The organism is Leeuwenhoekiella aequorea, from assembly GCF_004104375.1.
Classification (GTDB): domain Bacteria; phylum Bacteroidota; class Bacteroidia; order Flavobacteriales; family Flavobacteriaceae; genus Leeuwenhoekiella; species Leeuwenhoekiella aequorea.
Window position 1 is genome coordinate 1 of sequence record NZ_QOVM01000009.1, and the last position, 13,933, is coordinate 13,933.

Genomic DNA, 13,933 nt, shown 5'->3' on the forward strand with positions numbered 1-13,933 from the left:
GTCACAAGCTTCACCGTATAACTTAACCTTAATCCTCTCTTTGTTCTTTCTAATTATACTATCAATTTAAAGAGAATCAAACTTAAGCCGTATAAAATTAATTGCTAGTTCTAGCCTACTTACGAAAGTCCTTGCGGACTTTCTATCTGTGATTTATTCCCTAAATTTAGTGCTTAAAACACGCAACTAATCTTATACAAACACGTTGGCGTGCATTTGAAAATGAAGTTACAGAAAGCAATTTTACATACCTTTTTATTTATCCTTTTATTAGAATTTATAGGATTATGGATTCTACTAATTCCTGATGAAATGGAAAGTGTAAGTTTAATAAAAGCTTCCCATTTTGTTAATTCGATTATTACTTTAGTTTCTTTAGTGTTTATATTTAAATGGCTTAAACAATCAGATTTACTAAAGTTAGATAAACCAGAACCTAAATATTATTTTATTGCTTTAATATCAGGAATTGGATTTGTTTTCTTCCAATCAATTCTAAATATCTTTTATCATCAAGAAATTTCGTCTGAATTATTTGATTATGACTTCACTCTTGAGCGATTAACATCTTTAAGTGTAATATCTTCAATTATCTTCGTACCGATAACTGAAGAATTATTCTTTCGGAATTATTTGTTACGTAGGTTAATTGAAAAGCACAAACCTATGAAAGCAATAATTCTATCATCTTTGTTGTTTGCATTTATTCATGTTCCATTGGTTTCATTGTTTTTTGAATTTATGGATTTCAGCTTTCATCACGCCTATATCGCTATGTTTGGAGGATTTATAGCTGGAATACTATTTTATAAATCAAAATCAATTATACCATCAATAATATTTCACATATTTTGGAATTTAACAAGCTATATTGTGTGAAAAACGACACGCCAACAACGTGTATAATTAATTGCTAATGATGGTTAAGAGGAAGATCGTTTCTTACAATTTACTATATTTTATTGCGGAAATGAATTGTGTACTTTTGCGCAACTAATCATACACGAACACGTTACAGGTGATTTAAGAGCAGCTTTTTGCTGTCAGCATATTCCCCTACTCTTTTGCTGAATTATGAGACTTAAAGTAAGAAAAAAAGCCGCTCTAGTGACGGACTTTACTCGGATGTAAGCAGAACGGATGAATGCTTTTTTTTGGCGTATTTGCCTATTTTGGCTTGCGGATAGCGGACTCTAGAAAGGTGGGAATGGATTTAGTTGTTTGGTTAGTTCTGTAACTATTCGATGCAAAAAAAAAGCTCACGGGTTAAGCGGACTTTACTCGAATCTAATCGATACCTAAGCAGCGCTTTTTTTTCTTTTCCCCTTTTGCCAGATTCCGGCACACCTTTAAAAATAAAACGACCTGTAACAGAAGGTATGGGTCATTGCTGCGGATTTTTCTACCGAAAAATCTCGAGAGTTTCGTTATCTTCACACAACGCGGAACGGTCCTACGGACTTGTTCCGCAACGACACATACCTGTAACGTTGTAACCAATTTGAGCAATGAAACGCATACTATTCGGAATTGGAATAATCTTAATCGTCGGAATTTTAATATTGCGATGTAATATTCCTATGACGAAAAATAGTGTAGTCGGAATTTATGCAAATACCAATTACAGAAACGAACCTTGCTGTGTTGAAACACCTCATAAAGCGGACACTCTGAATTTAAAATCTGACGGAACTTTTTCGAGCGAATTTTACGGAGACGGAACTTATGATGTAAACTACGGATTGCTAAACTCTGAAATTGAACTACATTATGAATATGAAATGGGAAAAGCAGGATATCATACGTACTTCAGCAATAAGATTTTTGAGAAACCTAAAATTATTTTGAATTACGATTTGAATCATTACTATGAAAAAGTGGAATAAAAAACTGGTTACAACAATGTATAACCGCAATTACGGCGGATTCGACTACGTCCGAATCCACTCGGAATTGTTAACGTAATTTCTTAACCGAAAATCATTAACTTTAATCCCGTAACTGACGGTTATACGAGATCGTGAGTGGTAGTACGATCAAAAATCTACAGATAAAATAGATTTGACCATATCATTCTTAGATTTGGAAAAGTGAAAAGTACTGGAATAAGTCAATTTTGTACCATAATCTAAATTTAAGAATATGAACACAAAAAAAGTATGGTTTATTTCAGGAGCATCTAAAGGTTTAGGATTAATATTAACTAAAAAACTTCTTTTAAAAGGTTATAATGTTGCCTCTACTTCAAGAAACAAACAAGCCTTAATTAATGAAATTGGAGAAGAAAATGAAAAATTCTTACCAATTCAAATGGATTTAACAGAAAATGAAAATGTTAAGATTGCTATCGAAGCTACGATTAGTCATTTTGGTAGAATTGATGTTTTAGTTAATAATGCAGGTTACAGCCAAATTGGAACTTTAGAAGAGCTTTCAGCAGAAGAAGTAGAAGATAATTTTAAAGTAAATGTGTTTGGTTCTCTAAACGTAATTAGAAATGCTACACAGTACTTGCGTAAACAAAAATCTGGACACATATTTAATATCGCTTCTATAGGTGGTTATACAGGAAATTTTGCAGGTTTCGGTATTTACTGTTCTACAAAATTTGCTGTTGCAGGTTTTACAGAGGCTTTAGCAGAAGAAATGAAACCATTTGGAGTATATACAACTTTGGTATATCCAGGATATTTTAGAACCAATTTTTTATCAGAAGGTTCTGTTAAAACACCTAATAGTTCAATTGAAGATTATAAAACAGCTCGTGAAATGGAACAAGCGCATTTAAAAGAAATTAATGGTAATCAACCCAACGATCCAGAAAATGGTGCTGAAGTTTTGATTACTCTGAGTGAACAAGAGCATCCACCAGTTCATTTTTTTATGGGAGAAGATGCATATCATTATGCTAACCTAAAAATAGATATAATCCAGAAAGCTATGAACGAAAACAACACTTTAGGAATATCCACAGGATTTAATATTTAAATTTTAAATGCATATGACGATAGAGGAAACGAGAGAATATATAGGAATGTGGGTAACCAAGGATGGAAACATACGTCACGAATTACTGCCCAACAACCGTTATAATGAAGCCAGAGGAAACCGAAAAAGTGCCTACCAGGGTGATTATTGTATAACTGGAAACCATATTGAATATAAAGATGATACAGGTTTTACTGCAGATGGAGAATTTAAAAACGGTATTCTTTATCACGCAGGTATGATATTATATAAAGAAAAATAATAATTTATATTTAACAAATGATAAACACATTCCGTTTTAAAGCGATAAGCGATTTTCACAAATACTGCAATCTACCAAAACCCGAACACCCTTTGATTAGTCTGGTAGATTACAGTAACGTAAAATATCCCACAGACACAAAAGAGATTAAATGGATTCAGGAGTTCTACTCTATTGGTTTAAAACGGAATGTAAATGAAAAATTCAATTATGGGCAACAGAAGTATGATTTTGATGAAGGTGTTTTGTCATTTATTGCACCTAATCAGGTTTTACAAATTCAAATAAATCAAAATATAGAAGTCAATGCATCTGGTTGGCTTTTACTTGTACATTCAGATTTTTTATGGAATACAAAATTGGGAAAATCAATAAAAAAATATGACTTTTTTGGCTATGCAGTAAATGAAGCTCTCTTTCTTTCCGAAAAAGAAGAACTCAATTTAGAACAATTACTAAAAAGCATACAACAGGAATATCAATCCAATATTGACAAGTTTAGTGAAAGTATAATTATCTCTCAAATTGAACTATTCTTAAACTTTGCTCAACGATATTATGAGCGACAATTCATAACAAGAAAGATTAATAATCATCAAATTTTAGCGAAACTAGAAGAACTACTAAACTTATATTTTGATGACAATGGAATCCTGGACAATGGAATTCCTACGGTTACTCAAATTGCAAACGATTTAAATCTTTCACCTAATTACCTGAGTAGTACTTTAAAAATTGTAAGCGGACAGAGTACAAAACAACATATTCAGAACAAAATAATTGAAAAAGCCAAAGAAAAATTATCAACTACCCAATTAAGCGTGAGTGAAATTGCCTTTGAATTAGGTTTTGAGTATCCTGCTTCATTTAGTAAACTATTTAAGAACAAAACTAATATTTCCCCTATTGAATTTAGACATTCTTTTTATTGAGTAAAAAGTACTACCGCTAACACCACATTTACGGCGAAATCCACTATATCCTAATCCACTCAGAATTGCATAACCGAAAAATTTTTGTGCTTTAATCTTCCTCTGTTCCGTCGAGAAATTATTACGCATCTCAATTTGATTTCCTTAATAAACTGTGAAAGTTATTGATCTCATATAATTACTCAAGAGTTATAATCACCAATAATAAATAAAAATTACGATATTACACATTTTATAAAATTTGAAATTACATAGGATACCCTTATTTGTGAAAATTGGTATTAAGATGAAATTTAAAAAAAATAAAATGTTAAAAAGTACTTCTCCGGCACTGTTACTAGTATTATTACTTGCAATAAACGTAAACGCTCAGTTTACAAAATGTAATGATTATAATGACACAGATGCAATCAATTCTTCACTCTGTACCTCAGTAAAAGTTCCATTAAATCATAAAGAATCAGACAACGATTCCATTGAAATATTTATCAGGAAATTCCCGGCATTAAAAAAAAGAGCTGGTTCCATTTGGTTAATTTCAGGAGGTCCTGGGGAATCTGGAGCTAGTTTATATCCGTTAATCACATTATTTTCAGAAACTTTTCCTCATTTAGATATTTATATTCCAGATCATAGGGGAACTGGACTTTCCGGAAAAATTTGCCCTAAAGAAGAATCTGTAGATTCACCCAATGGTATCGCCCTTGCAAATGATGAATGGGGATCGTGCTTTAACCACATGTATACAAATACTCCTTATGTACAAGCCTTCTCGATAACTAATGCAGCAAAAGATCTGAGCTTTTTAATCAATGATTTAAGTGGCAGTGGCAAGCGCTATGTATACGGAGTATCGTACGGAACACAACTTATAATGCGTTTACTTCAACTGGACAATACGAGCTTAGATGGTGTAATATTAGATTCTTTTGTGCCCTTGCAGGATGATACCAATTATGATTTGAGCCACAGATCGTTTATAGTAAATGAGGTAGGAAATTCTGTTTTAAAACGTTTTGATACGCTGATTTCTCAAGATGATAACTCATTAACTTCCCAATTAAAAAGCATAATTGAGAAATCTAAAACTGAACCGGATTTTGCCGAAAAATTACCAAAACAAGAACTGTCTATACTATTTGGAATGATGCTCGATATCCCAAAAGTCAGAAATAAAATTCCTTTGATTATTGATGCTTTGAATCATGAGAATGTTGAACCTCTAAATGATGCATTAAAGGAAATCGAAGAATTTTATAAAGATTATGGCAACAATTACAAATCGTCTCCCAGCTCTATACCACTTGTTCAAATAATATCTTCTTCAGAAAATAATTTGAGACCAACATTAAAACCAAAGGAGATTGTTGCAGAATCAGAAAATCTTCTGTTTACAAGTATATTGCCTAAAATTATGGCAGATAATGCAATGCCTACCTATCAGAAAGACAATTACTTTGCAAATGTGCCCAAGAGCATGCCACCGACATTAATTTTACACGGAACGCTAGACCCCAAAACTCCTCTTTCTGGAGCAATCAATCACTTTAATAAACTACCAAAGGATAATCCTTTAAATTTAATCAAAATTAAAGATGCTCCACACTTCATTGCGTTGTTTGCTCCTGAAAGTTTCAGCTCTTTAGCTTCTAAATTCGTGAATGGAAAACCCATTAAAAGCACTATAATAAACGATAAAGACACACTTTTAAAATAATTAATAATTGAAACTATGGAAAATCAGAAAAACAAATCATCCAATATGTACACTAAATTTTTATTAATGTTAGGCTGCTCATTCGTTGCGATGTACATAACAATGTATCTTAACACGTATGATATAAATCACGTCTACTTTAGTCTTACACGCTTTTATATGACGTGCCTTGGAGTTTCTACAATGGCTGTAATAATGTGGTTTTTTATGCGCGGTATGTACACCGATAAAAAGAAAAATATCGCAATTATAGCTGGTAGCTTTTTATTATTTGTATCTGCCTTATTTCTCGTAAGAACTCAAAAACCCATCGTAGGAGATAAATTATGGATGGAAGCTATGATACCACATCATTCTATCGCTATTTTGACTAGTGAAAGAGCTAACCTAACTGATCCTGAAGTAAAGAAACTATCTCAAGATATTATCAAAACTCAAAAAGAGGAAATTCAGAAAATGAAAGATATGCTTGAACGATTAAAGAACGAATAGTCAACATCTATATATTTTAAGTATATTTATAAATAATAAATTGATACTAAATATATCTTAAAATTATTATTAGTTATATTTAGCCGAATTATATTCATTAACTTTTCGGGATCAAAAAGCCCCAAATGATGATGAATTCTGAACGCCTAGATAATATTGAAAGACGCCTAGAGTCTATAGAGCGGAAACTAGAAACTATAAATAGGAAATACAGGGAAATGTTGCAGTTTTTAAAAGAACTAATTTCAGATAAAAATTAGAATCAACTCAACCTTATGTATTTTTAGCTGTAATCACCAATCAATTTATTTAATAGTATTAAGCCATTCCACAATTAACCTTTACTTGCTATCTTGTCAAATAAGTTTCATTAATGATTTCTTATACTAGTTTAGATACTAGATCTTTTGCAGAAACACAATAATGATATGCGTTAAAGAATCTTTTGAATATAAAACTAATGACAAAGTTAAGAGAGCAAACATGCAAAAATAGCTGCAGGTAGAAAGGCTAAGCCGGAATTTATGAAAGGTGTTGATGAAATTATCAATGAAGCCAAGGAAAAAGATCTGGGCAATAAGGCTATACAAACAAGTCAACAAGCCCCTCATTTTGAACTGCCAGACCAGGAAGGTAAACAAATACTTCTAGATGACTTGCTAGCTAAAGGACCTGTGGTTATAACATTTTATCGCGGTGACTGGTGCCCCTATTGCAATTTGCAACTTAGAGCGCTCCAAGCTCGATTGAATGATATTCATCAGTTAGGTGCTACGTTAGTTGCCATTAGTCCGCAAGTGCCGGATGGTTCTTTAACAGAAAGTGAAATTGCCAAAATGGAATTTATGGTATTGTCAGATCAGGATGCAAAAATTGCTTCAGAATATGGCGTCACTTGGGAAGTTCCAGAATTTTTACTCGATCATATGCGCGTAGATCGAAAACTCGATTTAGTACAAATTAATAATGGTAACGGCCTCATATTACCCATACCCGCTACTTTTGTAATTGGTAAGGATGGACTCGTAAAATGGAGTTATGTAAATGTTGATTATAGAACGCGTTCTGAACCAGATGATATTATAAAAGCTTTAGAAACTATATCTTAAATCAATTTTTTATTTGACTATATAAGATTGTCGAAGACTTAATTATTTCTGTAAATTCAAATTATTAAACACAAAGAATCTTATTTATATGAGTAAGCTTTCAAATATTCTGCTAGAAATAGAAAAATATAAATCTGAATCTAATCTCACTGAATATCAAATTATTGATAAACTGAAAGATTATTACTTCAATAAAGATGTAAATGAAAATCTTAAGCTCTATAAAAAGGGAAGAAAAAGGTTAGTGATATAACTAAAGATCTAAAAATTTCACCACGGAAATTCTATGCGATTTTAGAGAAGAAAAAAATTCAGCATAAAAAATATAAAAAGGATCAACCTGAAAGTAATTAACACCTAGAAATATGCTTATGAATACACTACAACTTAAAGGAATATCCATTATAGTTCTATCCATAATTGGTTATTTTCTATTAGATAACAATCTTATGCAAACAGTAGCTGGAATTTTATGTGCGCTAGGTGTTGCATATGTTTTGAAGTGGCTTCCTCTAAAAAGGAAAACCCTATAATTACATATTCTGAAACATATAAAAGGCCCTTATCTAAAATAAGGACCTTTTTTTACTTTGAGCTCAAATACTAGAATTGCTTAATTGCATCTTCTATTCGCTCTTCACCTTCAGTTATTTCAAACACTGCATTTTGAGCAATGTCATCATTAAGTACATGAACCAGAGTATATGCGACATCGTCTCTGCTAATTTTACCGTGTTCGACTTTATGAGCGGCATTTATTTTTCGCGTTCCTTCTTCATCTTTTAACGTTCCAGGTCTTACAATACTGTATAATAACCCGCTTTTCTTTAAGTGATCATCGGCATTTTTCTTAGCTTCTAAATAATGCTGTAGCTCTCCTCCACTCTCTGGCTTATCTGCATTAATAGAACTTAACATTACAAACTTTTTAATGCCTGCATTTTTAGAAACGTCTATTAAACCTTTAGCTCCTTCCTGATCTACAGCTGTCGTTTTTTCAGGACCTGTTTTGCCGCCAGAACCTGCAGCAAAAATTACCTTATCTATACCTTTTACCACATGTGAAAGATCTTCTTCTAAGTCACCTAATACTGTGTCTATATCTTGAATTTTAAATTGCTCACGTTGCTCTTCTTTACGCACCATTGCAACCGGATTATAATATTGTGATTCCTTTAGATAACTCACAATTTTCTTACCCGTGGTACCATTTGCTCCTGCTACTAATATATTTTCTTTGCTTGTATTCATTATAGGTATAATTATTTAAAGTCTCTAAGAGACATTTATTTAGATTATTCATTTGCAAATTACCTTAAATGCTTAGGCATCAAAACTTTCTTAACGCCCTTTAACGCTAGCTTTAGGATAGTATTAAGATGTAGTTAAAGCATTTTGTGAATTAAAATAAACTCCTAGCTTTGCAGGTATGAAAACAACCTTTGGCAACTTAACCGAATCATCAACGCCTGTTTTGATTGATTTTTATGCAACGTGGTGTGGCCCGTGCCAGACCCTTGCTCCTATTCTTGAAGATGTGAAAAAAGATCTTGGTGAAAAAGTTAAGATCATAAAAGTAGATGTAGATAAGAATCAAGCACTTGCACAAAAATTTCAAGTACGAGGTGTTCCTACTCTTATGTTATTTAAAAACGGAAAACAACTTTGGCGACAAAGTGGGGTTTTAAGCAGATCTGATTTAAAGCGTGTGATCGAAAGCCACTAATCCAGTGCCGTCGCATAAGCGAATAAATTGCAGTCTATTAAAAATAAGTAAGTCTATTCATTACAGATTAGCAAAAACAAAAAAGGAGTTTCTTAAATGAAACTCCTTTTTTGTTTTACTTATTACTGGTTTACTTGCTCTTTAATTCACCAAAGCCTATTTGCAACGATTTCTCATAACCTCTCAAAATTCGCAGCTCTTTAGTTGTCACTAAAGCAAGTGAAAGACCTTCTTTGCCGGCTCTTGCAGTTCTTCCACTACGGTGTGTATAATATTCCTCTTGATCGGGCATTTGATAATGAACTACAAAAGTCAAATCTTGAACGTCAAGACCACGAGCCGCAATATCTGTAGCTACCAATAATCGTAAACTTTCGTTTTTAAAGGCGCGCATAACTTTATCGCGCTCTTTTTGAAGCATATCTCCCTGAAGCGCTTCCGCAGCAATATTTTTTGCTATTAACTGTTTAGAAAGTTTAGTAGCAGCTGCTTTCGTTTTGCAAAAAATGATTCCCCGCTCCTCGTGTCTTGACCTTAAAAAGTCTAACAGAATTGGTAATTTATCGGTTTCCTCACACTGTAGAAATTTGTGATCTATGTTTTTATTTACAACATCCTTACTTATTTGAATACGGTGTGCCTCAGCAGACATATGCTCATTTACAATCTGTCGTATTCCGTGTGGCATAGTAGCAGAAAACAACCACTTGTTATCTACATTTTTTACCGTGTTAAGTATCTCATCTAATTGTTGCTTAAACCCCATACTCAGCATCTCATCTGCCTCATCCAAAACAACTGTATTCACGCTAGAAAGATCAATTACTTTTCGATTTAAAAGATCGATAAGTCTTCCTGGTGTAGCCACAATTATATGGGTAGGACGCATTAAATTTTTTATCTGAATATCTATTTTCTCACCTCCATAAATAGCTTCAGTAAAAATTTTATCTGTGTATTTTGTATATCTAAATAACTGCTTTGCCACTTGTTGACACAGTTCACGTGTAGGACAAAGTATGAGTGCCTGGATATATTTTTTCTTGGCATTCACCTGTTGAAGTATTGGCAATCCATAGGCTGCAGTTTTTCCGGTTCCTGTTTGTGCCTGTCCTACAAGATGTGTTTTTTCCTGTAACAAAATAGGAATAACTTCTTGCTGAATAGGTGTAGGATTTACAATACCTAATTCTGAAAGCCCTTTAACTATATCGGCTTTGATGCCTAACTCTTTAAACGTGTTTACCATGGTAAAAATTTGAAACGCAAATATAGTCAACCCTAAGTCTAAAAACTTCAATTAGAAATTAAGATTGAAAAGGAATAACACATATTTAATTCATATATTTTTAACTTAAAAAATTACAATGCGTATTTTATTAATTCTCTCTCTGATTTCTATTTTTTTAAGCTCCTCTTCTCAAGCTCAACACAAACCTGCATACGCTCTTTTTGATGCCACGGGTAATCAAGTAGAGTACTCAACTATGATAGACTCACTAATAACAAACGAAATTGTACTATTTGGAGAATTGCACGATAACCCTATCATACATTGGTTAGAACTTGAAATAACAAAAGATCTTGGCTACAAAAAGAGTCTTACACTAGGCGCAGAAATGATTGAGGCAGATAATCAGGAGGTGCTTCAAGCCTATTTAAATGATAGTATTACTATAAAAGAATTTACAAGTTCGGCTAGCCTGTGGGTTAATCATAAAACAGATTATCAACCACTTATTGATTACGCAAAATCTCAAAATTTTGATTTTATAGCAACAAATATTCCGCGTAAATATGCCTCGCTTGTTTATAAAAATGGATTTGAAGTTCTAGATACTCTTTCAATTTCTGAAAAGGATTTTATTGCACCGCTACCTATCCTCTTCAAACCTGAATTACCGCGATATCAGGAAATTTTAAAAATGATGGGAGATCACGGAAGTCCAAAGTTAGTTATGGCGCAAGCGATTAAAGATGCTACAATGGCGCACTTTATTATAAAAAATCGCAAAAATCAAAACCTCTTTATACACTATAATGGTTCTTTTCATAGTGATTTTCACGAAGGAATCGGCTGGTATTTAAAACAACTTGATAGCACACTTAAATGCGTAACGATATCCAGTGTTTCACAAAAGGAATTAGACTCCCTCGAAAATCAATACATCAATCAAGCCGATTTTATAATCGTGGTCGATGATGATATGACTACTACATATTAATTAAGCTGTTTTCTTACTAACTTAAAAAACCTAAATCAAAATACCACGAACTGGTTAGGAGTTAAATAAGTGTGAAACATTCTAAATTAATAGTATTACTATTATATTTGCAATCAAAATAATTTTTATGAATGAGTTGCTTAAGAATATAAAGATTACCATTAATGAAGGCATCTATCTTAAGGATCCGGAGTCTTCAAATCTGGGTAAGCGTATTATTCAAGATGGTATTATTCTTATTGACGAACTAGGGTTTGATAATTTTACATTCAAAAAGCTAGGAGAACGTATAGGTTCTAACGAAAGTTCTATATATAGATATTTTGAAAATAAACATAAGCTGCTGGTTTATTTAACTTCTTGGTATTGGGGTTGGAAAGAATATCAACTGGTATTTGCCACAATTAATATAAAAGATACTTCAGAAAAATTGAATAAAGCAATCGAAATTCTTACCCGTGAAGTAGAACAAGATCAATTATTCTCCCACATTAATGAGGTTGCTCTGAATAAAATTGTGGTTAATGAATATTCAAAATCCTATCTCACTAAAGAGGTTGATGATGAAAATAAGGAAGGGTATTTTGTAATATACAAACGTTTATCTGGAAGATTAAAAGAGCTTATAAGTGATGTAAATTCAGACTATCAATATCCCGCAAGTTTGGCAAGTACCATACTTTCTGGCTCTTTGCACCAGCATTTTTTAAAAGATCATTTTAAATCTTTGACAGATTGTAGCGCAAGCACAACTCCTACTCAATACTTTATACATCTTACTACAAAACTTTTAAATTCATAATTACCTACCTATGGATAAGAATACATACACGCCTTGGCAACGCTTTATAGGGCTATTAAAATTAGAGCGTAAAGATTTTTTACAGATCCTATATTATGCAATTTTCGCCGGGATTGTGAGTCTCTCGTTACCATTAGGTATTCAAGCAATTGTAAACCTAATACAAGGTGCACAGATAAGTACTTCCTGGATTGTTCTTGTAGTATTAGTAACATTAGGTGTTGCTTTTGTAGGAGCATTGCAGTTGATGCAAATACGAATAGTTGAAAATATTCAGCAAAAAATATTCACACGTGCTTCATTTGAATTTACATACCGCTTTCCTAAAATTAAAATGAGCGAGCTTAGAGATTATTATCCGCCTGAATTAGCTAATCGGTTTTTTGACGTTCTTACCATTCAGAAAGGTTTGTACAAGCTTGTGCTCGATTTTCCGGCAGCGATGGTTCAGATCATATTTGGGTTAATTCTCCTATCCTTTTACCATCCTTTTTTCATTTTCTACGGAATCTTACTCGTACTTCTTATTTATCTGGTTTTTAAATTTACCGGAAATACAGGATTGCAAACCAGCCTCTCTGAGTCTAAGTATAAATACAAAATTGCTCACTGGATTCAGGAAATTGCCCGCACCCTGTTAAGCTTCAAGCTTTCAGGAAAATCAAGTCTAGCTTTGAATAAAAATGACACATTAGTAAGTGATTATATTGATTCGCGTGAAAGTCACTTTAGAATTTTACGCATTCAGTTTATTCAAATGATAGGTTTTAAGGTTCTGGTAACTGCCGGTTTATTACTTATAGGTGGGATTCTAGTTCTTAATCAACAAATGAATATAGGACAGTTTGTAGCTGCCGAAATTATTATTCTTCTCATTATTAACTCGGTTGAGAAATTAATACTTGGTCTTGAAAATTTCTATGATTTACTTACTGCATTAGAAAAAATAGGTCAAGTTGTAGATAAAGAATTAGAGCCTCAGGATTTAGCAACTCCCTTTAATGATGATACCGCACTTACCCTAGAACTCAATAAAATAAGTTATATAGATAATCGCGATAATATCTCCATTTTAAAAGACATTTCATTTACTTTAAAACCTGGAGAACATTTGCTAATTAACGGACCCAATGGCTCTGGAAAATCGACTTTATTAAAAATTATTGCAGGAATTTTAGAGCCTACTGAAGGTGATTTATATGTAAATAACAAATCTCTAAAAGGTATAAATCTTAATCATTATCGTGCACTATTGGGACAATCATTTCCAGATGAGACTCCGTTTGAAGGTACACTTTTAGAAAACCTCACTTTTGGAGATACAACCATTCCGCAAGAAGATATTGATTGGGCAATAACTAATGTGGGCTTAACAGATTATATCAAGAATCAACCATTGGGAATAAATACCGCTTTAAAGCCTGAAGGAAAATTCTTGTCAGAAACAATCTCAAATAAAATCGTACTCGCCCGAAGTATTGTTCGTAAGCCTAAAGTGCTCATCTTAAAAGAACCCTTAACGCGTTTTTCAGCAGAAGAGAAAACACGTATAATAGAGTTTCTCTTTGATAAATCTAATAGCTGGTCTATTATCATTTCTAGTCAAAATCCACTCTGGAAAGAATACTGTGAACGTGTTATATGGCTTGAAAATGGAACATCTTCAACTTCAAATTAAAC

Annotated in this window: 17 protein-coding genes; 15 read left to right on the top strand and 2 right to left on the bottom strand. The window is 32.7% G+C overall.

Annotated features, from left to right (window positions below):
• The first annotated feature begins 222 nt into the window (after positions 1-222).
• The 11 genes from DSM00_RS15060 (at position 223) to DSM00_RS15615 (ending at position 8,033) form a co-directional block, all read left to right on the top strand.
• Positions 223-879: a CPBP family intramembrane glutamic endopeptidase gene (locus DSM00_RS15060; RefSeq protein WP_128758810.1), complete on the top strand. Its 657-nt coding sequence runs from the start codon at positions 223-225 to the stop codon at positions 877-879.
• Between the two features lie 629 nt (positions 880-1,508).
• Entirely contained in the window at positions 1,509-1,886 is a 378-nt protein-coding gene (locus DSM00_RS15065; RefSeq protein WP_128758811.1) for a hypothetical protein, read from the top strand.
• Between the two features lie 256 nt (positions 1,887-2,142).
• Positions 2,143-2,988, top strand: a complete 846-nt coding sequence (locus tag DSM00_RS15070; protein ID WP_128758812.1) for an SDR family oxidoreductase — start codon at positions 2,143-2,145, stop codon at positions 2,986-2,988.
• 13 nt (positions 2,989-3,001) lie between these two features.
• On the top strand, positions 3,002-3,250 hold the full coding sequence (locus tag DSM00_RS15075; RefSeq protein ID WP_128758813.1) for an Atu4866 domain-containing protein: 249 nt from the start codon (positions 3,002-3,004) through the stop codon (positions 3,248-3,250).
• A 17-nt stretch (positions 3,251-3,267) separates the two neighbouring features.
• Complete coding sequence (locus tag DSM00_RS15080; RefSeq protein ID WP_128758814.1) at positions 3,268-4,182, top strand: helix-turn-helix domain-containing protein; 915 nt, start codon at positions 3,268-3,270, stop codon at positions 4,180-4,182.
• A 286-nt stretch (positions 4,183-4,468) separates the two neighbouring features.
• Positions 4,469-5,899: an alpha/beta fold hydrolase gene (locus DSM00_RS15085; protein ID WP_128758815.1), complete on the top strand. Its 1,431-nt coding sequence runs from the start codon at positions 4,469-4,471 to the stop codon at positions 5,897-5,899.
• A gap of 15 nt (positions 5,900-5,914) precedes the next feature.
• The gene (locus DSM00_RS15090; RefSeq protein WP_128758816.1) at positions 5,915-6,391 is read left to right on the top strand and encodes a DUF305 domain-containing protein; all 477 of its coding nucleotides are present in this window, start codon (positions 5,915-5,917) and stop codon (positions 6,389-6,391) included.
• Positions 6,392-6,516: 125 nt separating this feature from the next.
• Entirely contained in the window at positions 6,517-6,651 is a 135-nt protein-coding gene (locus DSM00_RS15730; protein WP_262707492.1) for a hypothetical protein, read from the top strand.
• Positions 6,652-6,915: 264 nt separating this feature from the next.
• A complete protein-coding gene (locus DSM00_RS15095) occupies positions 6,916-7,500 on the top strand; it encodes a peroxiredoxin-like family protein (RefSeq protein WP_128758817.1) in 585 nt (194 codons plus the stop codon).
• A gap of 88 nt (positions 7,501-7,588) precedes the next feature.
• Positions 7,589-7,753: a hypothetical protein gene (locus tag DSM00_RS15690; protein WP_241652435.1), complete on the top strand. Its 165-nt coding sequence runs from the start codon at positions 7,589-7,591 to the stop codon at positions 7,751-7,753.
• A 118-nt stretch (positions 7,754-7,871) separates the two neighbouring features.
• Positions 7,872-8,033, top strand: a complete 162-nt coding sequence (locus tag DSM00_RS15615) for a hypothetical protein (RefSeq protein ID WP_206633818.1) — start codon at positions 7,872-7,874, stop codon at positions 8,031-8,033.
• 70 nt (positions 8,034-8,103) lie between these two features.
• On the opposite strand, the gene DSM00_RS15105 is transcribed toward DSM00_RS15615, so the two are convergent.
• Positions 8,104-8,751, bottom strand: coding sequence for an SDR family oxidoreductase (locus DSM00_RS15105; protein WP_128758818.1), 648 nt, complete (start codon positions 8,749-8,751; stop codon positions 8,104-8,106).
• A gap of 178 nt (positions 8,752-8,929) precedes the next feature.
• Here DSM00_RS15105 and trxA point away from each other — a divergent pair, with 178 nt between their 5' ends.
• The gene (trxA, locus tag DSM00_RS15110; protein WP_128758819.1) at positions 8,930-9,226 is read left to right on the top strand and encodes a thioredoxin; all 297 of its coding nucleotides are present in this window, start codon (positions 8,930-8,932) and stop codon (positions 9,224-9,226) included.
• Positions 9,227-9,356: 130 nt separating this feature from the next.
• Here trxA and DSM00_RS15115 read toward each other — a convergent pair whose 3' ends face one another.
• Positions 9,357-10,475, bottom strand: a complete 1,119-nt coding sequence (locus DSM00_RS15115; RefSeq protein ID WP_128758820.1) for a DEAD/DEAH box helicase — start codon at positions 10,473-10,475, stop codon at positions 9,357-9,359.
• 118 nt (positions 10,476-10,593) lie between these two features.
• On the opposite strand from DSM00_RS15115, the gene DSM00_RS15120 reads away from it, so the two are divergent.
• The 3 genes from DSM00_RS15120 to DSM00_RS15130 all read left to right on the top strand — a co-directional run bounded on the left by DSM00_RS15120 (position 10,594) and on the right by DSM00_RS15130 (position 13,931).
• A complete protein-coding gene (locus tag DSM00_RS15120; protein WP_128758821.1) occupies positions 10,594-11,451 on the top strand; it encodes a ChaN family lipoprotein in 858 nt (285 codons plus the stop codon).
• Positions 11,452-11,578: 127 nt separating this feature from the next.
• The gene (locus DSM00_RS15125) at positions 11,579-12,253 is read left to right on the top strand and encodes a TetR/AcrR family transcriptional regulator (RefSeq protein ID WP_128758822.1); all 675 of its coding nucleotides are present in this window, start codon (positions 11,579-11,581) and stop codon (positions 12,251-12,253) included.
• Positions 12,254-12,263: 10 nt separating this feature from the next.
• The gene (locus tag DSM00_RS15130; protein ID WP_128758823.1) at positions 12,264-13,931 is read left to right on the top strand and encodes a peptidase domain-containing ABC transporter; all 1,668 of its coding nucleotides are present in this window, start codon (positions 12,264-12,266) and stop codon (positions 13,929-13,931) included.
• The last annotated feature ends 2 nt before the right edge of the window (positions 13,932-13,933 follow it).

Coding starts and splice junctions, on each gene's coding strand:
- DSM00_RS15060 (WP_128758810.1), top strand. CDS start 223: ATGAAGTTACAGAAAGCAATTTTACATACCTTTTTATTTATCCTTTTA.
- DSM00_RS15065 (WP_128758811.1), top strand. CDS start 1,509: ATGAAACGCATACTATTCGGAATTGGAATAATCTTAATCGTCGGAATT.
- DSM00_RS15070 (WP_128758812.1), top strand. CDS start 2,143: ATGAACACAAAAAAAGTATGGTTTATTTCAGGAGCATCTAAAGGTTTA.
- DSM00_RS15075 (WP_128758813.1), top strand. CDS start 3,002: ATGACGATAGAGGAAACGAGAGAATATATAGGAATGTGGGTAACCAAG.
- DSM00_RS15080 (WP_128758814.1), top strand. CDS start 3,268: ATGATAAACACATTCCGTTTTAAAGCGATAAGCGATTTTCACAAATAC.
- DSM00_RS15085 (WP_128758815.1), top strand. CDS start 4,469: ATGAAATTTAAAAAAAATAAAATGTTAAAAAGTACTTCTCCGGCACTG.
- DSM00_RS15090 (WP_128758816.1), top strand. CDS start 5,915: ATGGAAAATCAGAAAAACAAATCATCCAATATGTACACTAAATTTTTA.
- DSM00_RS15730 (WP_262707492.1), top strand. CDS start 6,517: ATGATGATGAATTCTGAACGCCTAGATAATATTGAAAGACGCCTAGAG.
- DSM00_RS15095 (WP_128758817.1), top strand. CDS start 6,916: ATGAAAGGTGTTGATGAAATTATCAATGAAGCCAAGGAAAAAGATCTG.
- DSM00_RS15690 (WP_241652435.1), top strand. CDS start 7,589: ATGAGTAAGCTTTCAAATATTCTGCTAGAAATAGAAAAATATAAATCT.
- DSM00_RS15615 (WP_206633818.1), top strand. CDS start 7,872: ATGAATACACTACAACTTAAAGGAATATCCATTATAGTTCTATCCATA.
- DSM00_RS15105 (WP_128758818.1), bottom strand. CDS start 8,751: ATGAATACAAGCAAAGAAAATATATTAGTAGCAGGAGCAAATGGTACC.
- trxA (WP_128758819.1), top strand. CDS start 8,930: ATGAAAACAACCTTTGGCAACTTAACCGAATCATCAACGCCTGTTTTG.
- DSM00_RS15115 (WP_128758820.1), bottom strand. CDS start 10,475: ATGGTAAACACGTTTAAAGAGTTAGGCATCAAAGCCGATATAGTTAAA.
- DSM00_RS15120 (WP_128758821.1), top strand. CDS start 10,594: ATGCGTATTTTATTAATTCTCTCTCTGATTTCTATTTTTTTAAGCTCC.
- DSM00_RS15125 (WP_128758822.1), top strand. CDS start 11,579: ATGAATGAGTTGCTTAAGAATATAAAGATTACCATTAATGAAGGCATC.
- DSM00_RS15130 (WP_128758823.1), top strand. CDS start 12,264: ATGGATAAGAATACATACACGCCTTGGCAACGCTTTATAGGGCTATTA.